21 protein-coding genes are annotated in these 22,932 nt (G+C 72.3%); 11 read left to right on the forward strand and 10 right to left on the reverse strand.

Going from position 1 to position 22,932, the window contains the following annotated elements; translation table 11 throughout:
• Positions 1-29: 29 nt before the first annotated feature.
• Complete coding sequence (locus tag K318_RS0107435; protein WP_029089023.1) at positions 30-443, reverse strand: phage holin family protein; 414 nt, start codon at positions 441-443, stop codon at positions 30-32.
• Positions 444-594: 151 nt separating this feature from the next.
• Here K318_RS0107435 and chrA point away from each other — a divergent pair, with 151 nt between their 5' ends.
• The 4 genes from chrA to K318_RS0107455 all read left to right on the forward strand — a co-directional run bounded on the left by chrA (position 595) and on the right by K318_RS0107455 (position 4,742).
• Positions 595-1,824 carry a chromate efflux transporter gene (chrA, locus tag K318_RS0107440; RefSeq protein ID WP_029089024.1) on the forward strand — a complete coding sequence of 410 codons (1,230 nt, stop codon included), beginning with the start codon at positions 595-597 and terminating at the stop codon, positions 1,822-1,824.
• Between the two features lie 141 nt (positions 1,825-1,965).
• On the forward strand, positions 1,966-2,970 hold the full coding sequence (locus K318_RS0107445; protein ID WP_035281113.1) for an ABC transporter substrate-binding protein: 1,005 nt from the start codon (positions 1,966-1,968) through the stop codon (positions 2,968-2,970).
• Between the two features lie 4 nt (positions 2,971-2,974).
• Positions 2,975-3,949 (forward strand): ABC transporter permease, encoded by a 975-nt coding sequence (locus tag K318_RS0107450; protein WP_029089026.1) that lies wholly within the window; start codon positions 2,975-2,977, stop codon positions 3,947-3,949.
• A 1-nt stretch (position 3,950) separates the two neighbouring features.
• Positions 3,951-4,742: an ABC transporter ATP-binding protein gene (locus K318_RS0107455; protein ID WP_029089027.1), complete on the forward strand. Its 792-nt coding sequence runs from the start codon at positions 3,951-3,953 to the stop codon at positions 4,740-4,742.
• 39 nt (positions 4,743-4,781) lie between these two features.
• Here the strand turns inward: K318_RS0107455 and K318_RS0107460 are convergent, their stop codons facing one another.
• The 3 genes from K318_RS0107460 to K318_RS0107470 form a co-directional block, all read right to left on the reverse strand.
• Positions 4,782-5,093 (reverse strand): hypothetical protein, encoded by a 312-nt coding sequence (locus K318_RS0107460; protein WP_029089028.1) that lies wholly within the window; start codon positions 5,091-5,093, stop codon positions 4,782-4,784.
• Positions 5,094-5,195: 102 nt separating this feature from the next.
• Positions 5,196-5,654, reverse strand: coding sequence for an acyl-CoA thioesterase (locus K318_RS0107465; RefSeq protein ID WP_051297683.1), 459 nt, complete (start codon positions 5,652-5,654; stop codon positions 5,196-5,198).
• Positions 5,654-7,306: a thiamine pyrophosphate-dependent enzyme gene (locus tag K318_RS0107470; RefSeq protein ID WP_029089030.1), complete on the reverse strand. Its 1,653-nt coding sequence runs from the start codon at positions 7,304-7,306 to the stop codon at positions 5,654-5,656. The genes K318_RS0107465 and K318_RS0107470 overlap by 1 nt, the downstream gene beginning before the upstream one ends.
• A 300-nt stretch (positions 7,307-7,606) precedes the next feature.
• On the opposite strand from K318_RS0107470, the gene K318_RS0107475 reads away from it, so the two are divergent.
• From K318_RS0107475 to K318_RS0107500, 6 genes are all read left to right on the forward strand, one after another.
• Entirely contained in the window at positions 7,607-8,575 is a 969-nt protein-coding gene (locus K318_RS0107475; protein ID WP_245579807.1) for a glutamate ABC transporter substrate-binding protein, read from the forward strand.
• Between the two features lie 133 nt (positions 8,576-8,708).
• Positions 8,709-9,473, forward strand: a complete 765-nt coding sequence (locus K318_RS0107480) for an amino acid ABC transporter ATP-binding protein (protein WP_051297745.1) — start codon at positions 8,709-8,711, stop codon at positions 9,471-9,473.
• A 68-nt stretch (positions 9,474-9,541) separates the two neighbouring features.
• Entirely contained in the window at positions 9,542-10,450 is a 909-nt protein-coding gene (locus K318_RS0107485; protein ID WP_029089033.1) for a glutamate ABC transporter substrate-binding protein, read from the forward strand.
• Positions 10,451-10,545: 95 nt separating this feature from the next.
• On the forward strand, positions 10,546-11,208 hold the full coding sequence (locus K318_RS0107490) for an amino acid ABC transporter permease (protein ID WP_051297684.1): 663 nt from the start codon (positions 10,546-10,548) through the stop codon (positions 11,206-11,208).
• Positions 11,205-12,035 (forward strand): amino acid ABC transporter permease, encoded by an 831-nt coding sequence (locus tag K318_RS0107495; RefSeq protein ID WP_029089035.1) that lies wholly within the window; start codon positions 11,205-11,207, stop codon positions 12,033-12,035. Before K318_RS0107490 ends, K318_RS0107495 begins: the two co-directional genes overlap by 4 nt.
• Before the next feature lie 26 nt (positions 12,036-12,061).
• A complete protein-coding gene (locus K318_RS0107500; protein ID WP_035281116.1) occupies positions 12,062-12,376 on the forward strand; it encodes a GNAT family N-acetyltransferase in 315 nt (104 codons plus the stop codon).
• 100 nt (positions 12,377-12,476) lie between these two features.
• On the opposite strand, the gene K318_RS23605 is transcribed toward K318_RS0107500, so the two are convergent.
• Positions 12,477-14,396: an MOSC domain-containing protein gene (locus K318_RS23605; protein ID WP_051297685.1), complete on the reverse strand. Its 1,920-nt coding sequence runs from the start codon at positions 14,394-14,396 to the stop codon at positions 12,477-12,479.
• 39 nt (positions 14,397-14,435) lie between these two features.
• Positions 14,436-16,250: a DEAD/DEAH box helicase gene (locus tag K318_RS20180; protein WP_051297746.1), complete on the reverse strand. Its 1,815-nt coding sequence runs from the start codon at positions 16,248-16,250 to the stop codon at positions 14,436-14,438.
• Between the two features lie 354 nt (positions 16,251-16,604).
• Between K318_RS20180 and K318_RS0107515 the strand changes: the two genes are divergently transcribed.
• Positions 16,605-17,981, forward strand: coding sequence for a glycine--tRNA ligase (locus tag K318_RS0107515; protein ID WP_029089036.1), 1,377 nt, complete (start codon positions 16,605-16,607; stop codon positions 17,979-17,981).
• A 36-nt stretch (positions 17,982-18,017) separates the two neighbouring features.
• On the opposite strand, the gene K318_RS24645 is transcribed toward K318_RS0107515, so the two are convergent.
• The 4 genes from K318_RS24645 to K318_RS0107535 all read right to left on the reverse strand — a co-directional run bounded on the left by K318_RS24645 (position 18,018) and on the right by K318_RS0107535 (position 22,653).
• Positions 18,018-19,526 (reverse strand): L-lactate permease, encoded by a 1,509-nt coding sequence (locus tag K318_RS24645; RefSeq protein ID WP_035281118.1) that lies wholly within the window; start codon positions 19,524-19,526, stop codon positions 18,018-18,020.
• 22 nt (positions 19,527-19,548) lie between these two features.
• Positions 19,549-20,421, reverse strand: a complete 873-nt coding sequence (thiM, locus tag K318_RS20185) for a hydroxyethylthiazole kinase (protein ID WP_051297686.1) — start codon at positions 20,419-20,421, stop codon at positions 19,549-19,551.
• Positions 20,421-21,929 (reverse strand): MFS transporter, encoded by a 1,509-nt coding sequence (locus K318_RS20190; protein WP_245579809.1) that lies wholly within the window; start codon positions 21,927-21,929, stop codon positions 20,421-20,423. Before K318_RS20190 ends, thiM begins: the two co-directional genes overlap by 1 nt.
• 160 nt (positions 21,930-22,089) lie before the next feature.
• Positions 22,090-22,653, reverse strand: a complete 564-nt coding sequence (locus K318_RS0107535) for a flavin reductase family protein (RefSeq protein ID WP_084499853.1) — start codon at positions 22,651-22,653, stop codon at positions 22,090-22,092.
• Positions 22,654-22,932: the final 279 nt, after the last annotated feature.

The raw sequence follows: 22,932 nt of genomic DNA on the forward strand, positions 1-22,932 counted from the left end.
AAGCACGTGCGGCGGGCCGGGCCCTCCTGTCAGTCCCGCTCCCGCTCCCCGTCCGGCAGGACGAGGCCGAGGACCGCGGAGACGATCGCGATGACGATCGCCGCGAGCACAGCGGTCCAGAAGAAGCTCTCGACCTCGAGGACGAACGGTGTGAAGCCGGACAGCCAGGCGGTGAGCGTGATCATGAGCGCGTTCACGACGATGGAGAACAGCCCCAGGGTGAGGCACGTGATGGGGGCGGAGACGAGCGCGACGAGGGGCCTCACGAGGGCATTCACGAGGCCGAAGACGAGCGCGACGACGAGGTAGGCGACCACGGCCGCCGGTCCCGTCCCGAGCGACTCCGCCAGCGCCTGGCTGCCGGTGATGTCCATGCCGGGCAGCAGCCAGACGGCGGCGGCCAGCGCGAGAGCGTTGATCACAGTGCGGATGAGGAAGCCCATGCCGCCCATGCTAAGGCCGTTCGATCCGCACACTCTGGGAGGACGGATCGTGAATGGGGGATGAATGCTGCGAGCGGACTCCGGGCGGCGTCGATGCTGCGGGCCGTCCGTGTCACCATGAGCGCATGTGTGCACAGGAACTGGTGAATCGGTGACCGCCCGCGGCGCCGCGGAGCGCCCGGCACGCCGCGGTCGCGCGTCCGAGGTGTTCGGTGCGTTCCTGCGCCTGGGGCTCACCTCCTTCGGCGGCCCCGTCGCGCACCTGGGCTACTTCCGCGAGGAACTGGTCGTCCGGAGGCGGTGGGTGAGCGAGGCGCAGTACGCGGAGCTCGTCGCGCTCTGCCAGTTCCTGCCCGGTCCCGCCTCGAGCCAGGTGGGCTTCGCGCTCGGCCTCATCCGGGGCGGGGGCCTCGGGGCGCTCGCGGCCTGGACGGCGTTCACGCTGCCCTCGGCGCTCCTGCTCGTGCTCTTCGCCCTCGGCGCGGTCTCGCTCGGGGGACCGCTGGGAGAGGGCCTGGTCATGGGGCTCAAGGCGGTGGCGGTCGCCGTCGTCGCACATGCGGTCTGGGGAATGGCCCGCACGCTGACCACGGGGCCTGCGACGCTCGCGATCGGGCTCGCCGCCGCCGTGCTCGTGCTGCTGGCACCGAGCGGCCTCGGGCAGCTCGCGGCGGTGGCCGGCGGTCTCGTCGCGGGCCTCCTGCTGTGCCGGGACGCGCGCACGGCGGACGCGGAGCCGCTCGCCGCGCGGCTGACACCCCGGACGGGGCTCGCTGCGCTGGGAGCGTTCGGCGCGCTGCTGCTCGCGCTGCCGCTCCTCGCCCGGATCACGCAGGACGCCTGGGCGGAGACCGCCGATGCGTTCTTCCGGGCCGGCGCCCTCGTCTTCGGCGGCGGCCACGTCGTCCTGCCGCTGCTGCGCGCGGAGCCGGCGATCACCGAGGCGGTCACCGGCGAGCAGTTCCTCGCCGGCTACGGTGCGGCCCAGGCGGTGCCGGGGCCGCTCTTCACCTTCGCCGCCTACCTCGGCTTCGACATGGGCGAGGGCGCGGCGGCATGGCTCATGGCCCTCCTCGCACTCGTCGCCGTCTTCCTGCCCGGACTCCTCCTGCTCCTGGCCGCGCTCCCGTTCTGGGACCGGCTGCGCACCAGCACCGGGGTGCGCGCGGCGCTCACGGGAGCGAATGCCGCCGTCGTCGGCCTGCTGGCCGCTGCGCTGTGGGATCCGGTCCTCGTCTCCGGCGTCACGGGGCCGGTCTCCGGCCTCCTCGCCCTCGTCTGCCTCCTCCTGCTGTTCGCGTGGAGGCGGCCGGCCTGGCTCGTCGTCCTCGTCGGGGCCGCAGGCGGTGTGCTCGCGGGGCTCTTCGGCGCGGCGGGCTAGACCGCACCGGAGGGGAGGGCCGAGGACGTTCCGGATCTCAGGACGGTTCGCCTGTGTGAGGCAGGACGCATATACTCTGTCGCTGGCAGCGCGGCCCGGTGAGGCCGCTGCCCCACAGACGACAGCGAGGAGCCCACGCGCATGCGCACCCCCATTCCCGTCCGGCTGACGGCACTCTCCGCGGCCGCGGCCGCCACCGCACTCGTCCTCTCCGCCTGCGGTTCCGACGGCGGCGACGGCGCGGGAGACGGCGGCGAGTCCTACTCCATCGGCATCAGCCAGCTGGTCCAGCATCCCGCCCTCGACGCCTCGGCCGAGGGCTTCCAGGAGGCGTTCGCGGAGGCCGGGTACACGGAGGGCGAGACGATCGAGTTCGATCTGCAGAACGCCAACGGCGAGCAGTCCACGGCGGTCTCCATCGCGCAGTCCTTCGCCACGGCGGACCACGACCTCGTCCTCGCGATCGCGACCCCGGCCGCCCAGGCCGCGGCGCAGGCGATCATGGACACCCCCGTCCTCTTCACCTCCGTGACGGATCCGGTCGCCGCGGAGCTCGTGGACTCCCTCGAGGCGCCCGGCGGCAACCTCACGGGCACGAGCGACCTCGCCTCGATCCCGGACCAGTTCGAGCTGCTCGGCACCCTCGTGCCGGAGGCCGAGCGCGTGGGCATCGTCTACAGCTCCGGCGAGGTGAACTCGGAGGTGCAGGTCGCCGCCGCGAAGGAGGCCGCCGGGGAGCAGGGCATCGAGATCGTCGAGCAGACGATCACCACCGCCAACGACATCGGCCAGGCCGTCTCCGCGCTGGGGGACGTCGACGCGATCTACGTCCCCACGGACAACATGGTGGTCTCCGGGATCGGTGCGCTCGTCCAGGCGGCCGAGGCCTCGGGCACCCCGGTCATCGGCGCCGAGGCCGGCACGGTCGAGGGCGGGGCCGCGGCCACGCTCGGCATCGACTACCACGAGCTGGGCCGGCAGACCGGCGAGATGGCGCTGCGGATCCTCGAGGAGGGCGCCGATCCCGCCGAGACCCCCGTGGAGAACGCCACCGAGTTCACCTACGTGGTGAACGAGACCGCCGCCGAGGCGCAGGGCGTCGAGATCCCCGCGGAGATCCTCGAACAGGCCGAGAAGGTCGGCTGAAAACGTGGTCGGAGCAGTCGAGCTGGGCGTCATCTACGGCGTCATGGCCCTGGGCGTGTACCTCACGTTCCGGGTGCTGAACTTCGCCGACCTCACGGTGGACGGCAGCTTCACCACCGGAGCCGGGGTGGGCGCGTCCATGGTGCTCGCCGGCCAGGACCCCGCTCTCGCGACGCTCGCAGGCGCGGGCGCGGGGATGCTCGCCGGAGTGATCACCGGGCTGCTCCACACGAAGGGCGGGATCGACGGGCTGCTCTCCGGCATCCTCACGATGATCGCCCTGTGGTCGGTGAACCTGCGGATCATGGGCAAGGCGAACCTCCCCCTGCTGCGTCAGGACACCCTGTTCACGCCCCTGCGCGAGGCGGGCATCCTGGGCACCTGGACGAGCGTGGCCGTCCTCGCCGCCTGCGTGCTGCTGCTGGGCGCGGCCGTCGTGTGGTTCCTCTCGACCGACCTCGGGCTCTCCGTGCAGGCCACGGGGGACAACGGCCCTATGGTCCGCAGCCTGGGCGTGAGCACGGACTTCACCACCATCCTCACCCTGGCCCTGTCCAACGGCTTCGTCGCCGCCTGCGGCGCGCTCGTCGCGCAGTACCAGGGCTTCGCGGACATCAGCATGGGCATCGGGCTCATCCTCGTGGGCCTGGCCTCGGTGATCCTCGGGCAGGCTCTGCTGGGCCGTCGCCGCGTCTGGCAGGCGGTGCTCGCGGCCGTCGTGGGCGCGGTCGTCTACCGCCTCATCATCGCCGCCGCGCTCGCCGCCGGCCTCGACTCCACGGACGTGCGGGCCATGACCGCGATCCTCGTGGTGCTCGCCCTGCTCCTGCCCCGCTGGGGACTGCTGCGCCGTCTGCCGCGCCTGGGCCGGGGCGGTCGCGTCGTGCAGCCGCCCGCCGTGGCCCCGTCCGCGGCCTCCCCGGCCGGTGCCGCGGCCGCGGCCTCCGCAGCGCCCGCCTCCGATGCGAAGGGAGCGTGACATGCTCACAGCCGCTCATCTGACGCTCACGTTCTTCCCCGGCACCGTCAACGAGCGCCGGGCGCTGCGCGATCTCAGCCTGCACCTGGAGGCCGGCGACTTCGTCACCGTCATCGGCTCGAACGGCGCAGGCAAGTCCACGCTGCTGAACTCCCTGGCCGGCCGGTACCGCGCGGACTCCGGTGAGATCCGGGTGGACGGCCGGGATGTGGCGCGGATGTCCGAGCACCGGCGGGCCCGCTACATCGGCAGGGTGTTCCAGGACCCCATGGCCGGCACCGCACCCACCCTCACGATCGAGCAGAACCTCGCGCTCGCACTGCGCCGCGGACGGCACCGCGGCCTCGGACGCGGGCTCACGGCGGCGAGGCGGGAGCGCTTCCGGGAGGAGCTCGCGACGCTCGAACTGGGTCTGGAGGACCGTCTCACCGTGCAGGTGGGCCTGCTCTCGGGCGGTCAGCGCCAGGCGCTGTCCCTGCTCATGGCCGGTTTCACGCAGCCGCGCATCCTCCTGCTCGACGAGCACACCGCCGCCCTCGATCCGCAGCGCGCCGAGCTCGTGACTGCGCTCACCGAGCGGATCGTGGACCGGGGCCGCCTCACGACCCTCATGGTCACGCACAACATGCAGCAGGCCCTGCGCCTGGGCAACCGCCTCGTGATGATGCACGAGGGCCGCATCGTCTACGAGGCGGGACCGGAGGAGAAGCCCGGGCTCACGCAGGAGGACCTCATGGCGGAGTTCGCGAAGATCAAGGGCGCGGAGTTCGGGGACTCGGCCCTGCTGGGCTGAGCCGCCCTGCTGGGCCGAGCTCCGGCCCGGCGCCCGAGCTCACAGCGCCGCGTGCAGGGCGGTGAGGACCTTCCTGCCCAGCGATCGGTTCTTCTTGCCGTCGAGGAGCGCCTGGGGCGCGCCCGGCACGCCGGAGACGGTGAGGCACAGCGAGGACTGCCGCCCCCGGATCCGGACGTGCGCGGTGACGACGTGCCCCCAGCTGAAGAGCGAGCGCGCGGTGCGGAACTCCAGGGTGCGGGCCTCCGGATCCCGTGCGGTCACGGTGTGCTCGCCGGCCACGGCCTCGAGCGCGGCGAAGACGCAGTCGGCGCTCTGCGGGAGGTCCTCGGCGAAGGTCTTGGTCAGCATGCGCTCCACGCTAGCGGCGGGGCGCGCGCGGGGGCCGCGAACGGCGTTCCCGAGCTGGAACACTCCGTTCCCGCCCGGCCGCGCGTCCGCGGCCCCCGCCCCTCACCGGCCCATGAGGGTCTCCAGCGTGGCGCGGGCGCCGGGGTCCAGCGGAGTGGACCGGCGGGTGCCGGTGTCGGTGAGGACCATGACCGATTCCGCCCGCGCGTGGACGAGGCCCTCGCACACGAGGAGCTGCTCCACCCCGATGGAGCTCGTGCCGATGCGCGCCACCCGCGTGCCCACCTGCACCTCGCCGGGCCACAGCAGCTCGCGGCGGTACTCGATCGTGATCTGTGCGAGCACGAACTCGCGCGCGGGATCCGCGGAGACCTGCCGGAGACGGTCCGCGAGCTCCACGCGGCCGGTCTCGAAGAACGTCGCGTAGACCGCGTTGTTCACGTGCCCCTGCCGGTCGGTGTCCGCATAGCGGAGCTTGTCGAAGGCCCGCAGCGGGAAGCCGCTCAGCGGCTGCTCTCCCGGCGTCCGCGCCGACTGTGCGTCCTGTGCTTCGCCCACCATCAGTACGCCTTGACCCGCTGCTCGACGACGAGGTGGATGAGGGCGAACTTCCCTCGGTCCACCGCGGCGAAGGCGGTGTCGAGGGCGGCGGGCACGTCCGCGTCCCGGTCGACGCGGACGCCCACGCCGCCGAACGCCTCGGCGAAGAGCGCGAAGTCCGGATTCGCCATCTGGGTGCCGGAGACGCGGCCGGGGTAGTGCCGCTCCTGGTGCGTGCGGATGGTGCCGTACTCCTGGTTGTCCATGACGATGACGAGCGGATGCGCGCCGTACTGGGTCGCCGTGGCGAGTTCCTGGCCGTTCATGAGGAACTCGCCGTCGCCGGCGATCGAGATGACCTGGCGGTCCGGGTAGCGCAGGGAGGCGGCGACGGCGGACGGGATCGAATACCCCATCGAGCCGTTGCGCGCCGAGAGCATGGAGGCGTAGCCGTTGGTGGGGAAGTAGCGGTGGGCCCAGTTCGTGTGCTCACCGGCGCCGAAGGTCACCATCGCATCGTCGTCGAGGCGGGCGACGAGCCCGCCCATGAGCGTGGACATGCGGGCCGGTCCCTCGCCGGGCTCGGCCGAGGGCGCCTGCGAGAACTCGGCCTGCTCCCTCCGCAGCCGGTTCGTCCACTGCCGCCAGGAGTCCTGCACCGGCAGGTCCATGCGGGTGAGGTCGCGGACGAAGGGCTCGGGCTTCGCGACGATCTGATGGGTGACGGGACCGGAGCGGCCGCGCAGGGCCGGGTCGATCGCGACGATGAAGTTCGACTTGTCCCAGTTCTGCCTCACCGTGAAGCCGTCGGTGATGACATCGCCGGGCACCGTGCCGACGAAGACGAGGAGATCGGACTCGTCGAGCAGCGTCTGCGTGAAGGCGGGCCGGCCGTAGCCCAGCGGGCCCACATACGAGGGCGAGCCGAAGGGCACGGTGCCCTCGCAGCGCCATTCGGCGGCCGCGGGCAGGTTGTGCGCTTCGAGCCAGCGGGTGAAGTCATCGGCCGTCTCATGGGTCCAGTCGTTCCCGCCGAACACGAAGAGCGGGCGCTCGGAGGTCTGCAGCGCGGCGTGCAGGGCCTTCCAGTCCTCGACCGTCATGCCGCCCGTCGCGACGGGGATCTGCGGGTGCACGAGGTCCTCGTGGGCCTCGCGGATGACGTCCTCGGGCAGGCCCACGACGACGGGGCCGGGACGGCCGGAGTTCGCCGCGAACATCGCTTCGGCGACGACCTCGGAGGCCCGCTCGGGGTGGTCGAGGACCATGACGCGCTTGGCGCCGGTGTCGAACCAGGCCTTGGGGTCGAACTCCTGGAAGGCCTCCTTCTCGCGGTGCTCGAAGGGGATGAGGCCCACGAACAGGACCATCGCGGTGGAGTCCTGCCAGGCGGTGTGGAGGCCCACGTGCGCATTGGCCGCGCCGGGGCCGCGCGTCACCATCGCCACGCCGGGCACGGGCCCCATCTTGCCGTCGGCCTCGGCCATGTAGGCCGCGCCGCCCTCGTGGCGGCAGACGATCGTCTGGATGCTGGAGTCGTGGAGGCCGTCGAGGACCTCGAGGTACGACTCTCCCGGAACGACGTACGCGCGTTCGACTCCGTGCGCCTCCAGGGTCTTCACGATCATGTGCCCTGCGGAGGGACCGCCTTTCGACGGAGAGGGGGACGCCATTGTTTCTCCTTCTGTGCGTGCAGCATCGGGTGGTCCGGGCCGGCCCGCGAGGGCGGCTCCGGAGAGCGCGGGCAGGCGCCCGCGCCGCTGTGTTCCGGGGTCTGCCCATTATGCGCGGACGCGCGCGGTTATCCGGGATCATGGCCGGGATGTGGGAAAACGCCCCCGTCCTCTCGCATCCTGAGACCTCCGGGGGTGCCGCGGCGCTCCCGCCTCTCCTAGGCTCGGAGCAGAGCGGATCCGAGTCGATCCCGCGGCAACGGCGCCGCGGGGCGGAGCCGCACGGCGAGAGGAGATCGCATGCGCGGGCCGGAGACGGGCAGTGCGGAGATCGGCAGTGCGGGCATGCGCGGGGCGGGCGCGCGCGGAGCCGCCCGCCGGCGGCTGTGTGCGGCGGCAGCGGTGCTGGGGCTCCTGGCGCTCACCGGCTGCGGTCAGGAGGGCACGCCCGAGGGTGCCGGCGACGGTGCCGGCGACGGCGGCGAGGCGCCCGAGTACGAGGTGGCGGACGGCGTCGAGCTCTCCGGCAGCCCCACGTGGGAGGCCGCGGACGAGGCCGGGCGCCTGCGCATCGGCGTGAAGTTCGAGGAGCCGGGGCTGGGCAGCATGAGCACGGGCGCGGAGGCGCCGGAGGGCTTCGACATCGAGATCGCGAAGATCGCCGCGGGCAGGCTGGGCTTCGCACCGGACGAGATCGAGTGGATCGAGACCGTCACGCCCAACCGGGAGACGTTCCTGCAGAGCGGCAACGTGGACCTCGTGGTGGGCACCTACACGATCACGGACGAGCGCAGGGAGGTCGTGGACTTCGCGGGGCCCTACTATGTGGCCGGCCAGGACCTCCTCGTCGCCGCGGACTCCGACATCCGGGGCCCCGAGGACCTGACAGGCCGGACGGTGTGCGCCACGGACGGCTCCACGCCGGGTCAGCGGATCGCCGCGGAGCACCCCGAGGCCGAACTCGTCGCCTACGACAGCGCCGCCCTGTGCTACGAGCAGCTGCAGGCGGGGGCGGTCGAGGCCGTGACCACGGACGACGCGATGCTGCGCGGCTTCGCCGCGATGGACCCGGAGAGCTTCGCCGTGGTCGGCCGCCCGTTCTCGGAGGAGCCGTACGGGATCGGACTGCCGAAGGGCGACGACGTCCTGCGCGAGGCGCTCAACGACGCGATCGAGTCCGCGGTGGACGAGGGCGACTGGGAGGCCGCGTTCGCGCATACCCTGGGCGATTCCTCGGGCGTGCGCACACCCGTCGTGGACCGGTACTGAGCCGCTGCGCGCTGAGGGCCGCCGAGCGGTCCCAGCAGGCCGAATGTGACGATCCGGTTGCGATTCCGGCGCGGGTGCGGAGTTCCGCGACCCTGAGATGGCGATCACAGGTCCGTGTGTCTACGCTGGGGGCATGACTGCGAATGTGACAGCCGACACTGCGGCTCCGCTCGTCCGCATGCGCGGGGTGCAGAAGCACTTCGGGGACTTCCAGGCGCTCAAGGACATCGACCTCGACGTCCACCGCGGCGAGGTCGTCGTCGTGATCGGCCCCTCGGGCTCGGGCAAGTCGACGCTGTGCCGGACCATCAACCGGCTCGAGACGATCGGCGAGGGCTCGATCACCGTCGACGGACGGGATCTCCCGGAGGAGGGGACGGCGCTCGCGCGCCTGCGCTCGGACGTGGGCATGGTGTTCCAGGCGTTCAACCTGTTCGCGCACCTCACGATCCTCGACAACGTCACGCTCGGGCCCATCCGCGTCCGCGGGATGAAGAAGGGGGAGGCGGAGAAGCTCGCGCTGTCGCTGCTCGACCGGGTGGGCGTCGCGCACCAGGCGGGCAAGTACCCCGCTCAGCTGTCCGGCGGTCAGCAGCAGCGGGTGGCGATCGCCCGTTCGCTCGCGATGAAGCCCAAGATCATGCTCTTCGACGAGCCCACCTCCGCGCTCGACCCGGAGATGATCAACGAGGTGCTCGACACCATGGTCGAGCTCGCCGAGGAGGGGATGACGATGGTCGTCGTCACCCATGAGATGGGGTTCGCCCGCAAGGCCGCGCACCGGGTGGTGTTCATGGCCGACGGAGAGATCGTCGAGGTCGCGGGACCGGAGGAGTTCTTCACGAACCCGCAGTCGGACCGCGCCAGGGACTTCCTCTCGAAGATCCTCACGCAGTGACGGCGGCCGCCCCGTCCACGGCCGCTGCTGCGCCGCACCCTCAGCCGCACCCACAGAAGGAGAACCCCATGAAGAAGATCAGCACCCTCGCCGCCGCCGTCGCAGCCGGCGTCCTCGTCCTCAGCGCCTGCGGTCAGTCAGGCACCCCCGATGCTCCCGCCGAGGGCGGGGAGGGACAGGCCGCCGGCGGTGAGGCCCCCGAGTACGAGGTGGTCGAGGACGCCGATCTCGCCGACAGCGAGACGTGGCAGGCCGCCAGCGATGCCGGATCCCTCAAGGTGGGCGTGAAGTACGATCAGCCGGGCCTCGGCAATGTGACTGCGGGCGCGGAGGCGCCGGAGGGCTTCGACATCGAGATCGCGAAGATCGTCGCCGGCCAGCTGGGCTTCGCCCCGGACGAGATCGAATGGGTCGAGACGGTCTCGGCCAACCGCGAGACGTTCATCCAGCAGGGCAACGTCGACCTCGTGGTCGCGACCTACACGATCAACGACGAGCGCAAGGAGGTCGTGGACTTCGCCGGACCCTACTACGTGGCCGGCCAGGACCTCCTCGTCGCGGCGGACTCGGACATCGCGGGTCCCGACGACCTCGCCGGCACGACGGTGTGCTCCGTCGACGGTTCGACGCCCGCGCAGCGGATCGCCGAGGAGCACACCGATGCGGAGCTCGTCACCTACGATGCGTACTCGACCTGCGTCGAGCAGCTGCAGAGCGGGTCCGTCGACGCCGTCACGACCGATGATGCGATCCTGCGCGGCTATGCCGCACAGTACGAGGGCGAGTTCAAGGTCGTGGGCGCGCCCTTCTCCGAGGAGCCCTACGGCGTGGGTCTGCCCAAGGGCGACGATGCGCTGCGCGCCGCGGTGAACGATGCGATCGAGAACGCGGAGGAGAACGGCGACTGGACCGCGGCCTTCGAGTACACCCTCGGCGATGCCTCCGGCGTCGAGATGCCGACGGTGGATCGGTACTGAGCCGCCGCCCCCAGGGGCATCTGCACGGTCTGCCCGGAGCGCTGTGAGGCGGCACTCCGGGCAGCACCGATGCACCGTGCAATCGAGAGGCAACCGTGGACTTCACATCTCTGCTCGAGATCTTCGCCAGCGGCACGCTCGGCACCCTCAGGCTCTTCGCCGTCACGCTCGTGGGCTGCCTGGTGGGCGGCACCGTGCTCGCGGCCATGCGGGTCTCGCCCACCCCCGTGCTGCGGGGCACGGCGGCCGCGTACGTGAACATCGTGCGGAACACCCCGCTGACCCTCGTCATGTTCTTCTGCGTGCTGGGTCTGCCCTACCTCGACATCCGCTTCAGCGAGACGGCGTCGATCAACTCCTTCGCGCTCGCCTGCCTGGCGCTCATCGCCTACACCTCGTGCTTCGTCGCGGAAGTGCTGCGCTCGGGCATCGCGACGATCCCGGTGGGCCAGGCCGAGGCCGCACGCTCGATCGGGCTGACCTTCTCCCAGTCCCTGCGCCTCGTGATCCTGCCGCAGGCCTTCCGCACCGTGATCCCGCCGATGGGCAGCGTCATCATCGCGATGCTCAAGAACACCTCGATCGCCTCGGCCTTCAACAACCGCGAGCTCATCTCCGCGATGCGCAACGCCATCGAGATCCGCGGTGACATCGTGATCCCGCTGCTGTTCGCGACCGCTCTCGTCTACCTCCTGCTGGCGCTGATCCTCGGCAGGGTGTTCGACTACCTCGAGAAGAAGTGGGTGATCCTGCGATGAGCGCACCGACCCAGGTCCTCTTCGACGAGCCCGGCCCCCGGGCACGCCGGAACAACGTCCTCCTGTCGATCGCCTCGGGACTGGTGATCCTGGCGGCCATCGCCTACATCGTCTGGAAGTTCGAGGCCGCGGGACAGCTCACCGCAGCCAAATGGGAGCCGTTCGCCTACACCGTCATCCAGACCACGCTGCTCCAGGGCATGTGGGCGACGCTCAAGGTCGCGCTCGTCGCCTCCGTGCTGGCGCTCGCGGTGGGGATCGCCTTCGCCCTGCTGAGGCTGGCTCCCACACGCGCGATCTCGCTCCCCTCCACGCTCGTGCTCGAGATATTCCGCGGGGTGCCGGTCCTCCTGCTGATCTTCGCGACCTTCCTCCTGTTCGGCAACCAGATCGGCTCGTTCTGGTCCGTCGTCATCGGGCTGACCCTCTACAACGGGATGGTGATCGCGGAGATCATGCGCGCGGGCATCCTCGCGGTGCCGCGGGGGCAGCGCGAGGCCGCGATGTCGATCGGGCTGCGCGGCTCGCAGACGATGCGGCTGGTCCTCCTGCCACAGGCCGTGCGCGCGATGATGCCGACCCTCATCGCCCAGGTGGTCGTGCTGCTCAAGGACTCGGCCCTCGGGTTCATGGTGACCTACCAGGACCTCCTGTACCAGGTGCGCCTCATCGGACGCGACTACAACAATCTGCTGCCCACCTTCATCGTGGGTGCGGCGCTCTTCATCGTCATCAACATGCTCGTGGCCGCGCTGGCGCGCTGGCTCGAGACCCGGATGCAGCGCAAGACGGCTGCGAGGACGGGGCCTGCGAAGGCAGAGGACTGAGCAGGCAGAGGACTGAAAGGAATTCCATGGCAGAGCCGACACTCGTTCCCGGCCCCTACGACGTCGTCGAGGAGCCTGAGCGCAGCCGCATCGTCATCCGCGATCTCTCGGGGGGTGCGCCGGTGCTCGTGGGCTTCCTCGAGTACCGGCAGGAGGACGAGGTCCGGGTGGTGCTCCACACGATCATCGACGAGGCCTATTCCCGCCAGGGCTGGGCTCGGACCCTCGTGACGGAGGCCATGGCGCGCTTCTCCCGCGACGGTGTCCGGATCCGGTCGATGTGCAGCTACGTTGACCGGTACATGGAGCGCTTCCCGCAGTACCGCGATCTGCTCGCCTGAGACGCTCCTCTCATCGCGTCTGGGAGGTCTCTACCGTGCAGGCAGGTGGCAGGGTGCCCGCGCGGTAGAAGCCTCCCGGAGCATCGCGGACCGTGCGGGATCAGACGTCGACGTGCAGCTCGCCCACGGGGACGCTGCAGCAGCTGAGCACACGGCCCGGCCCCGGCTGCGCGGTGTGGTCGAGCACGTGCTCGGCCGCCCCGGTGCTGCGCACCCCGACCGCGCACGTCCCGCAGGAGCCGGAGCGGCAGGTGAAGGGGATGCGCGCGCCGTCGGCCTCGAGCGCCTCGAGCAGGGTGCCGTCCTCGGCGGTCCAGTCGAGCACCCGGCCGTCCGCGCGGACGATCCGGGCAGGCGGCCTGCCGGCGATCCGCGCCGACGCCTCCGGCACGGGTGAGGCGAAGGCCTCGCTGATGAGCGCTGAGGCGGGCAGTCCTGCCGCCTGCGCCGCGGAGCGGGCAAGGGTGAGGAACTCCTCGCCGCCGCACAGCACCGCCGCCTGCGCCCCGGTCAGGAAGGCGGAGAGCGCGGCCATGTCCGGCCGGCCCCGTTCTGCGGTGTCCCACAGCGCGACGGAGCAGCCCGCGGCGGTCCCGTCACCGTCCGAGACGGCCGCATCCGCGAGCCGTTGAAGCGCCTCCGCCGAGGCGCGTCCAGCTCCCCGGTCCACGTGCAGGCAGCGGACCTCGGCCTCCGCGGCGAGTCCCGGCACCAGCGAGAGTGCAGTGGTGATTCCCACCCCCGCAGTGAGCACGGCGACCTGTGGCGCCCGGGAGGGAGGTGCGGGAGAGGCAGGCACATCGGAGGGTGCAGCAGAGCCCGCCGCGGCCAGCACCGTCTCGGGGGTGGAGGACCCGAAGGGTCCGGAGACCATGACCTGCTCGCCGGGGCGCAGGGCGGCGAGTGCGCCGGAGGCCTCTCCGCGCTCCTGCACGAGGAGGGAGAACTCGCTGCCGCGGACGAGGAAGGCCGTGTAGCTGCGCCAGAGCGGACCGCCGGGGCCGGGGAGGTGGACCCGCACGTGCATGCCGGGTCGCCAGTGGGCGGCGAACCAGCCGTAGGGATCGCGCAGGCGGAGGTGATGGCGGCGAACCGCAGGGGTCCCGGCGCTGCTCGCGTGGCAGGCGCCGTCGGAGCCTCCGCCCTCCAGCGCTGCGGAGTCGACGACGCGGAGCATGCGCGGCCCCGTCCCGCCGGGCAGCGCGGGCGGGCTCGCCGTGTGTGCGCGTGCCTGCTCCGGAGCGAGCACCTCGACGGCGTCCCCGGGCGCGATCCGGCCGGGGGAGAGGACCGTGCCGTAGACCCCCATGTGGATGTGCCCCAGCGCGGTGGCGAGCAGCCGGGGGACGTTGAGGTCAGGCTGTGCCGTGCCCGGATGCACCTTGGTGGCCGCACAGCGCTCGATGGTGGAGCGGATGAGGAGGACGGCTCCGCCCACGCGCACCGTGCGGCCGACGAGCCCGAACTCCGCGAACGGGACGAGGCCGTCGACGAGGAGGTTTCCGCGGAAGCGGAGGGGATCGATCGCCTCGCCGGCGGCCTCTTCGAGCGCGCGCACGGATGCGAGGCCGATGAGGCTGAGGTGCCCGTGCTCGTCATCGAACATGCCCTGGGCCCCGCCCGGCGAGGACGCGGCGGTGACGGAGAGGGCGGCGGGGTCCGTGCCCGGGAGATGCGAGGCGAGGCCGGCGGCGCTGCCCGGTGCGCGCCGGTGCGCTGCGGGATCGAGGACGATCTCCTCGCGCGCGCCCTCGCCTCCCGCCGGGGGAGGAGTGAGCCCGATGCGGCCGTCGGGCAGGGTGCGCACGCCCCAGGCCGCGAGATCCGAGCGCTTCTTCAGTGCGAGGAACGCCGACCAGGAGTGCCATGAGCCGGGGGAGACCGGTGCGGTGCCGTCGGCGAGGGCGAGCACGCGGTCCCCGGCGAGGCCGGCGTGCGGGGCGGCCTCGCCGGAGCCGAGGGGTTCGGCGGGGAACCCCTTGACGGGGAAGCGGTGCAGGGCGCGGACGATTGCGGTCATCCACCCGATCGTAGCGCCGCCTCCCCGCAGGGCGCAGGCTCAGTCGAAGCGGCGGAAGCTCTTCTTCGACTCGGCGCGGTAGGAGTCGCGCCGGGGTCCGCGGTCGCCCTTGAAGCCGCGGCCCTCGCCGTGGGCGCGGTCGCCGCGCTTCTTGAAGGGGCGTCCCGGCCGGCCGCCGTCGGGCCGCAGGTCGATCCGCTTGCCCTGGATCTTCGTGTGCTGGAGGCGGCCGAGGGTGCTCTCGGGCAGCGATTCCGGCAGGTCCACGAGGGAATGGCTCGCACGGATGTCGATCGCGCCGATCTGGGAGGAGTTCAGTCCGCCCTCGTTCGCGATCGCGCCGACGATGCCGCCGGGCTGCACGCGGTCGTTGCGGCCCACCGCGATGCGGTACGTGCGCATGCCGGGGCGGCTGCCCCGGCGGTCGCTGCCGCGCTCATTGCGGTTCGCACGCGGCTTGGGCTCCGGCAGCGGCTCGGCGGTCAGCGTCTCGCCGTCGAGCAGGAGGACGGCGAGCGCGGCCGCGACCTCCTCGGCGGGCGTCTCGCTCGCACGGACGAAGTCCGCGATGACGGGGCGCACCTCGTCGAGGTCCTTCTCCGCCAGCGCCTTCGAGATGCGGCCGGTGAAGCGCTCCACGCGGCTGCTGGTGAGCTGCTCCACGCTGGGCAGGGTAAGCTGCTCGACCTTCTGGCGTGTGGCCTTCTCGATCTGGCGCAGCATGTGCGATTCGCGCGGGGTGACGAAGAGGATCGCCTCGCCGGAGCGCCCGGCGCGGCCCGTGCGGCCGATCCGGTGCACATAGGACTCGGTGTCGTGCGGGATGTCGTAGTTGACCACGAGCTCGATCCGCTCGACGTCGAGGCCGCGGGCGGCGACGTCGGTGGCGACGAGGATGTCGATCTGCCCGGCGCGCAGCTGCTCGACGGTGCGCTCGCGCGCCTGCTGCGGGATGTCGCCGTTGATGGCCGAGGCGCGCATGCCGCGGGCCCGCAGCTTGTCCGCGAGCTCCTCCGTGGCCTGCTTGGTGCGGACGAACATGATGATGCCGTCGTACTCCTCGACCTCGAGGATGCGGGTGAGCGCGTCGAGCTTGTGCGAGTGCATGACCGTGAGGAAGCGCTGGCGGATGTTCGCCCCGGTGGTGGTCTTCGAGGCGACGCGCACCTCCTCCGGCGAGGTGAGGTACTTGCCGGTGATGCGGTGGATCGAGGCCGGCATCGTCGCGGAGAACAGCGCCACCTGGCGCGAGTCGCCGGCGCGGGCGAAGATCTCCTCGATGTCCTCGGCGAAGCCCATCTTCAGCATCTCGTCGGCCTCGTCGAGCACGAGGTGGCGGAGTGCGCCCAGGTCGAGCGAGCCGCGCTTGAGGTGGTCGATGACCCGGCCGGGGGTGCCCACGACGACCTGCGCGCCGCGGCGGAGGCCGGCGAGCTGCGGACCGTAGGACTGGCCGCCGTAGACCGGCAGCACCGTGAAGTCGGGCAGGTGCGCGGCATAGGAGGAGAAGGCCTCCGCGACCTGGATCGCGAGCTCGCGGGTGGGGGTGAGCACGAGGGCGTGCGGGCCGGACTCGGCGCGGCCGAGATCGGCGATCTGGGACAGGACCGGCAGCGCGAAGGCTGCGGTCTTGCCCGTGCCGGTCTGCGCGAGGCCGATGACGTCGCGGCCTTCGAGCAGGACCGGGATGGTGCGCTCCTGGATGGCCGAGGGGCGCTCGTAGCCCAGGCCGGACACGGCTTCGGCGACGGCGGGGTGAAGGGCCATGTCCGCGAAGGTCGGGCCCGCGGGCTCCTCGGCGGAGGCTGCGGTGGGAGTGGTCTCAGGGGCGGGGGTGAGTGAGGACTCGGTCATGGTGAACTCGTTCTCGTTCCATGTCGTGACCGCGCGCATGATCGCAGGGGACTTGAATGGCGATCGGCCAGCTCGGCCGGGAGTGCTCACTTCGAGTGCACTTGAGAGGGCCGGAGACGTCCGGGCGCAGAACAGGGGCGGTATCGCCCGCACTGTGCGCAGCTGACGTCGAACGTGGCAGCGGGGTGCGACTGACCATCCTACACGGGATCGCCTCCGGATCCGGTGCGCGAGCGCGTATGGAAGGTCACATCCGGCGCGGGCCGCCGAGCGAATGGGTAGGCTTGTGCCGGTGTGCGGCGATCCGTCCCGCCGCGCGCAGCGCACGACCGATCCGAGCTGAGGAGCACATCCGTGGCATCCACCCTTGATTCCGTCATCAACCTCGCCAAGCGGCGCGGATTCGTCTTCCAGGCGGGTGAGATCTACGGGGGATCCCGCTCTGCGTGGGACTACGGTCCCCTGGGCGTCGAGCTCAAGGAGAACATCAAGAAGCTGTGGTGGCAGACCTTCGTCCGCGGCCGCGAGGACATGGTGGGCCTCGACTCCTCGATCATCCAGCCGCGTGCGGTGTGGGAGGCCTCCGGCCACGTCGAGACCTTCGTCGACCCGCTCGTCGAATCCCTCCACACCCACAAGCGCTACCGCGCCGACCACCTCATCGAGGCCTATGTCGCCAAGCACGGCCGCGCGCCGGAGAACGGGCTGGCCGACATCCGCGATCCCGAGACCGGACAGGAGGGCGCCTGGACGGAGCCCCAGCAGTTCTCCGGCCTCGTGAAGACCTATCTGGGGCCCGTCGACAACGAGGAGGGCCTGCACTACCTCCGCCCGGAGACCGCGCAGGGCATCTTCATCAACTTCAACAACGTCGTCACGGCCGCCCGCCGGAAGCCGCCGTTCGGCATCGGCCAGATCGGCAAGGCGTTCCGCAACGAGATCACGCCGGGCAACTTCATCTTCCGCACGCGCGAGTTCGAGCAGATGGAGATCGAGTACTTCGTGCACCCGGAGGACGCGGGCCGGTTCTTCGACGAATGGGTCGAGGCGTGCTGGGACTGGTTCGTCGACCTCGGCGTGAGCCCGGACAACCTGCGCCGCTTCGACGTCCCCGCCGATGACCGCGCGCACTACTCGGACGCGACGATCGACCTCGAGTACCGCTTCGGCTTCCAGGGCTCGGAATGGGGCGAGCTCATGGGCATCGCCAATCGCACGGACTACGACCTCGGCCGGCACACCGAGCACTCCGGCGCCAAGCTGCAGTACTTCGACCAGGCCTCCGGCGACCGCTACACGCCCTATGTCATCGAGCCCAGCTTCGGCCTCACACGGTCGATGATGGCCTTCCTCGTGGACGCCTACACCGAGGACGAGGCGCCCAACACGAAGGGCGGCGTCGACAAGCGCACGGTGCTCAAGCTCGATCCGCGGCTGGCCCCGGTCAAGGCCGCCGTCCTGCCGCTGTCCCGCAACGAGAAGCTCAGCCCGCAGGCCCGTGAGCTGGCTGCGACGCTGCGCCGCGAGTGGAACGTGGACTTCGACGACGCCGGCGCGATCGGCCGCCGCTACCGCCGCCAGGACGAGATCGGCACGCCGTTCTGCATCACCTACGACTTCGATTCGCTCGAGGACGGGGCCGTGACGATCCGCCGGCGCGATGACATGAGCCAGGAGCGCGTCGCGATCGCCGAAGTGCCCGCCTATGTCCGCGAGGGCATCCTGGGCTGAGCCCGGGGCCGGCCCCTGGGGCCCGCGGGCCCGGTCTCAGGCCGTCAGCACGGCGGCGAGCACGAGGCCTGCCACCGCACACGCGATCACGGCGAGAGCACGCAGCAGCACCGCGCGCTCTCGCCGTGCCGCGTCCGCAGGCTCGGCGAGGTCCGCGTGCCCGGCCTCGGCCGCCGAGGCCGCGGCGAGGGCTGCGGCCATCGCCACGCGGGGCGGGGAGGCCAGCGTGCTGATGGACGCGGCCGCGTTGCCCGCCGCCACGAGCGGGAGCACCGAGGCGTCCGCGGCCCGGGCGATCTCCGCGGTGGTCGAGGAGAACATCGCGTTCGAGCCCGTGTTGGAGCCCGTGAGGACGCCGCCGAGCGCCGCGAGCGGGGGAGCGAGTCCCACGCCCAGGCCGCCGAGTGCGGCACCGATGACCCCGCTCATCCCGCTCACCGTCATGATCCACCCCATGAGCATGAAGAGTGCCGTCGTGGCGCCCACGGGAGCCCAGGCCCGGACGCCCGCGCGGACCGCGGCCGGCGGGGTCTCCGAGGTCCGCTGGGCCTCCGAGAGCCGCGGGCCCTCCGCGGTGCCGGCGCCCCGCGCGAGGGCATAGGCGACGGCGGCCCCGACGGCCAGCCACAGCGGCGGCGAGGTCAGCACCCCGATGACGGCCTGCGGCAGGAGGGAGGACAGCGGCGGGGCGAGCGCCTGGGCGAGGAGGAGCCCGGCTGTGAGGGTCCCGTACGGCAGCAGCGCACGGCCGAGCTCCGCATCGGTGCGGCCGCGCACGCCGCCCAGGCGGAATCCCAGCAGCAGGACGGCGATGACCGCGGCGGTGCCGAGGACGCCCGCGAGCGGCGTGCCCAGGAGCATGTTCGCGCACAGTACGCCCGCCCAGGCGGCTCCCGCCGCGAGGAGCGTCCAGCCTGCCGTCGCGGCACTCCGTCCCCTCCCGGCGGTGAGGACCACGACGACCGCGACGACGGTGAGCGGCACGGCGTTGACCCAGGCGGTCGCGATGCCGAGGTCCGTGAGATCGAGCCCCGCGAGGCTGGCAGCGACCGCGGTGCCGGGAGCCAGCGCGCCCCACGGCACCAGCACGAGGCCGCACAGTCCGAGGAGCGCGGAGCGGACGATGCCGAAGCCCATCTGGGCGAGGATCGGCACGCCCACCGTCACGCCGATGCCGAAGCCTGTGACGGACTCGGCGAACGGCACGATGCCGAGGACGACGAGGGCGGCACCGGCTCCCGGCGAGGGCGCGGACTCGAGGATCCACGTCCCGATCCTGCGCATCGCCCCCGAAGCCTGCAGCAGCCGGGCGAGCACCATGCCGAAGAGCAGGATGAGCACGACCTCGACGAGTGTGGGGGCATAGTCCGCGAAGGAGGCGAGCGCGGCGTCCCCGGCGACGGGGAAGCGCCACAGCGCGATGAGGGCGGCGGCGGGCGCGGCGAGTGCCGAGGCGAGCAGGGAGCCGCGGCCGCACAGGAGCACGGCGGCGGCGAGCAGGACCGGGACGGCGGTGAGGAGCACCGTGGGGAGTGTCGGGGACATCACACCGGTCACTCTGTCACAGTCAGGCCAGGCGGATGACGGAGGCGCCTGCCCCTCCCGGGTCCACGCGGTCGAGGGCGTCGAACCACTCCGCGCGCAGGCTGCCCGGCCCCGCGGCGCGTGCGCTCGCCTCGGCCCCGGCGGCCGAGTTCCACACCGCCGCGGCGAGCACCGCGAGGGTGCGGGCGTGCTCGGCCTCTGAACCAGTGCCCGCCTCGGGCCGGAGCGGGCCCTCCTGAGCCAGACACGCGGCGGCGAGCGCGCCGAGCGCACACCCCGTGCCGGTGATCCGGGTGAGCGCGGGCGCGTCGATGCGGACCTCCCACAGCGCTCCTCCGGGTGCCGCGACGAGATCGTGGGCGCCGGACACGAGGACGTGCGCGCCGGTGGTCCGTGCCAGGTGCGCGGCGGCCTCGGCGGCCTCGGAGGCGGCTGCACGCGAGTCCGGCCCGCTCCCTCCGCTGTCGCCTTCCGCGAGCACGAGGATCTCCGAGGCGTTGCCCTTGATGAGGGCGGGAGCCTCCTCGGCGACGAGCGTGCGGGCGAGCGGTGTGCGGACCGGTGTGCGGGCGCCGACGGCGGCCGGATCGAGCACCCAGGGCAGTCCCGCCTCCCGCGCGGCACGCACGGTGGGGACGATGGCCGCCGCGGTGTCCGCATCGAGCGTGCCGAGATTGACGAGCAGCGCGGCCGCGCCCGTGACGATGTGCGGCGACTCCTCCCGGCTCGCGGTCATGACGGGGCGTGCCCCGGCGGCGCCCAGCGCATCCGCGACGGTGGGCATCGAGACGGCGTGCGAGCAGCAGTGCACGAGCGGGGCCTTCGCCCGGACCGCCTCGGCGATGCGGGTGAGTGCGGCCGGCTCCGGTGCGGGAGAGGAGGGCAGCCCGGCCATCAGCGGTCGTCCTCCGCACTGTCCGCGCCTGCCTCCGCGGGGCCTCCGCTCCGGTCCCGGATCGCCTGCGCGCTCAGCTCGTCGAGGCTCTGATCCAGCTGGGCCGGACGCAGCGCCGGGCCGCACGCGCCCGCGAGCGCGAGGAGCAAGCCGCCTGTCCCCGCGACGACCAGCACCGCGGTCGTGTCCGAGCCGAGCAGACCGCCGAGCGGCGGAAGCCAGAACGGGAAGAGCGCCGGGACGATGATCGAGAGGCTGTAGGCGGAGCCGTAGCCGGTGGAGCGCAGGTGCGCGGGGAACCGCTCGTTGATGTACGCGCCCACGGGGCCGTACGCGGAGACGGTGAGCGCCTGGACCGCACAGGCGAGGACGACGACGGCCGCGATGTGCTGGGCTCCGGCGATCCCCGCGAGGCAGAGGGGGCCGGCGACGGCGGCGAGGAGGCCCGCGAGGACGAAGTACCTCCGCCGGCCCAGCCGGGTGGACAGGTGCCCGGTGCAGGACATCGCGAGCGCCTGCGCGCAGCCGGCGGCCACCATGAGGAGGGGAACGGATGCGGGGCTCGTCACCGCGGGTGAGAAGCCGCTGCCCAGGGCCGAGGTCAGGTGCACCACCACCATGTTCGTCATGAGCCACAGCCCGGTCATGAGCGTGAAGACCTGCCAGAACGCACCCGCCCAGGAGCCGGCGAGGATGCTCCGCAGGCTGCCTGCGGCCGCGGCGTGCTGAGCACCCGCCCGGGACTGCGCCGCGGCCTCGGCGGGAGCGGTGTGGGCATCGGCGACGCGCAGGTGGTAGTAGACGAGCATGGCGAGGGAGGCGAGCCCGCCGGCGGCGAAGGCGATGCGCCACCCGAAGACGGCATAGGCCTCGGGCCCCAGCACTGCGAGGGAGACGGCGGTCGCGAGCGCGATCGTCGCCTGTGCCCAGGGCGCCATCGCCATGATGAGCCCGGAGAAGAGCCCGCGGCTGCGCGGGCGGGCCCATTCCATCGCGAGCGGGATCGCCGAGGTGTACTCGCCGGCCAGGCACATCCCGCCGAGGAAGCGGAAGGCGAAGAGGAGAACGAGCGTGCCCGCGCCCAGGGCCGCGTGCGTGGGCAGCGCGGCGATGAGGAGGGTGAAGAGGGCGGTGCCGGCGATGGCCCACCGGGTGATCGACGTGCGGCCGTGCCGGTCGGCGAGGCGGCCGAACAGCATCGCGCCCACGGGCCGGCCCAGGAGGGTGGCGATGAGGGCGAGCGAGGTCGAGGTCGCGGCGTGCTCGGGACCGACGATGTGCACCATCGCGGGGGCGAGGGCCGTGAGCGGGAGGAAGATCGCGATCTGGTCGACGTAGTTGCCCCAGATGCCGCCGCGGATCGCGGAGGTGGGGGCGGATCCGGCGGCTGCCGAGCCGGAGTCCGCCGAGCCGGGTCCTGCGGGTGGGGGACCGGCGGTCCCGGGGGAGTCGGACGGACGGTGTACGGGGGAGTCGGACGGACGGTGTACGGGGGCGCGCTGAGGCACGGGCTCCTCCTCTTCCTACGGCGGCATGATCCGCTCAGGTTCGACGGTCGGAGCGGCGGCTCCCTCTCAGCCCGCGCCTCGGGCTCCCGTGGGTACCGGGCCAGTGTAGCGACCTCGCGGGCACACCCCGCCCGGGGGTGCGCTCGATCCTGGGCCGCGCTCAGCCCAGCGGAGCTGTGACCTCCTTGAAGGCGCTGCGGTGGAATACGAGGGGCGAGGCCCCGGCCCGGGCCTCGATGCCGAGCACCTCCAGCAGCACGATGTCGTGGTCGCCGGCTCGGACCTCGTCGTAGAGGCGGGTGCGCAGGGCCACCGGGCTGTCCGCGATGGTGAGGGCGCCAGCGGGGTGCACCGCGGTGCCGATGCCCTCGAAGCGCCGCGCGCGGTCCTTCGCCGCCAGCTGACGGACGATCGCAGACTGGTCGCTGCCGAGCAGGGAGACCCCCAGCTGTCCGGCGGTGCGCAGGAGCGGCCAGGTGGAGGAGGAGTGCTGCACCGCGACGCTCACGAGGGGCGGCTCGAGGGAGACGCCCACCGTGAAGGTGGAGGCGACGAGGCCCTGCGGGGCGCCGCCGGTGTGTGCGCCGATGAGCACGACGCCCTGCGGGAAGTGCGAGAAGGCCTCGCGCAGGACGTCGGGGGTGAGGGCCTCCGGCACGGGCGGAGACTGCGGTGCGGTGCGGGTGTGCGGCTCGGCCGGGGCGGCCTCGGCGGTCACTGTCATTGCGCTCTCCTCGTGCGTGGGTGGCCTGCAGGTGCTGTGGGCCACGATGCCAAGGCCGTGGCCGCAGCGGGTGCGGCGGAGGACGCACTTCGTCATGGAGCGTCTTCTTCCGCCGTCCGTGCGGGTCCGTGCGGCGGAATGTGACGGGAGCTGACGGCATGTGACGAGGTGCGCCCGTCTGCGAGGGGGAGCCTCACGTAGATTCCACACGAATGTGAGATTCCGTCCGCACGCCCCGTCCGCGGCAGCAGCCGCGCTGATCCCGCTCGCGCCGCCCCG

Origin of the sequence: Brevibacterium album DSM 18261 (assembly GCF_000426445.1) — a bacterium.
In the GTDB taxonomy this organism is placed as follows: Bacteria; Actinomycetota; Actinomycetes; order Actinomycetales; family Brevibacteriaceae; genus Brevibacterium; species Brevibacterium album.

Bases quoted from the DNA above. Each gene is read 5' to 3' on its own strand.
- K318_RS0107495 (WP_029089035.1), top strand. From the start codon at position 11,205: ATGAGCGCACCGACCCAGGTCCTCTTCGACGAGCCCGGCCCCCGGGCA.
- K318_RS0107480 (WP_051297745.1), top strand. From the start codon at position 8,709: ATGACTGCGAATGTGACAGCCGACACTGCGGCTCCGCTCGTCCGCATG.
- K318_RS23605 (WP_051297685.1), bottom strand. From the start codon at position 14,396: ATGACCGCAATCGTCCGCGCCCTGCACCGCTTCCCCGTCAAGGGGTTC.
- K318_RS0107475 (WP_245579807.1), top strand. From the start codon at position 7,607: ATGCGCGGGCCGGAGACGGGCAGTGCGGAGATCGGCAGTGCGGGCATG.
- thiM (WP_051297686.1), bottom strand. From the start codon at position 20,421: ATGGCCGGGCTGCCCTCCTCTCCCGCACCGGAGCCGGCCGCACTCACC.
- K318_RS0107465 (WP_051297683.1), bottom strand. From the start codon at position 5,654: ATGGTGGGCGAAGCACAGGACGCACAGTCGGCGCGGACGCCGGGAGAG.
- K318_RS0107535 (WP_084499853.1), bottom strand. From the start codon at position 22,653: ATGACAGTGACCGCCGAGGCCGCCCCGGCCGAGCCGCACACCCGCACC.
- K318_RS24645 (WP_035281118.1), bottom strand. From the start codon at position 19,526: ATGTCCCCGACACTCCCCACGGTGCTCCTCACCGCCGTCCCGGTCCTG.
- K318_RS0107435 (WP_029089023.1), bottom strand. From the start codon at position 443: ATGGGCTTCCTCATCCGCACTGTGATCAACGCTCTCGCGCTGGCCGCC.
- K318_RS0107500 (WP_035281116.1), top strand. From the start codon at position 12,062: ATGGCAGAGCCGACACTCGTTCCCGGCCCCTACGACGTCGTCGAGGAG.
- K318_RS0107455 (WP_029089027.1), top strand. From the start codon at position 3,951: ATGCTCACAGCCGCTCATCTGACGCTCACGTTCTTCCCCGGCACCGTC.
- K318_RS0107485 (WP_029089033.1), top strand. From the start codon at position 9,542: ATGAAGAAGATCAGCACCCTCGCCGCCGCCGTCGCAGCCGGCGTCCTC.
- K318_RS0107470 (WP_029089030.1), bottom strand. From the start codon at position 7,306: ATGGCGTCCCCCTCTCCGTCGAAAGGCGGTCCCTCCGCAGGGCACATG.
- K318_RS20180 (WP_051297746.1), bottom strand. From the start codon at position 16,250: ATGACCGAGTCCTCACTCACCCCCGCCCCTGAGACCACTCCCACCGCA.
- K318_RS0107445 (WP_035281113.1), top strand. From the start codon at position 1,966: ATGCGCACCCCCATTCCCGTCCGGCTGACGGCACTCTCCGCGGCCGCG.
- K318_RS0107460 (WP_029089028.1), bottom strand. From the start codon at position 5,093: ATGCTGACCAAGACCTTCGCCGAGGACCTCCCGCAGAGCGCCGACTGC.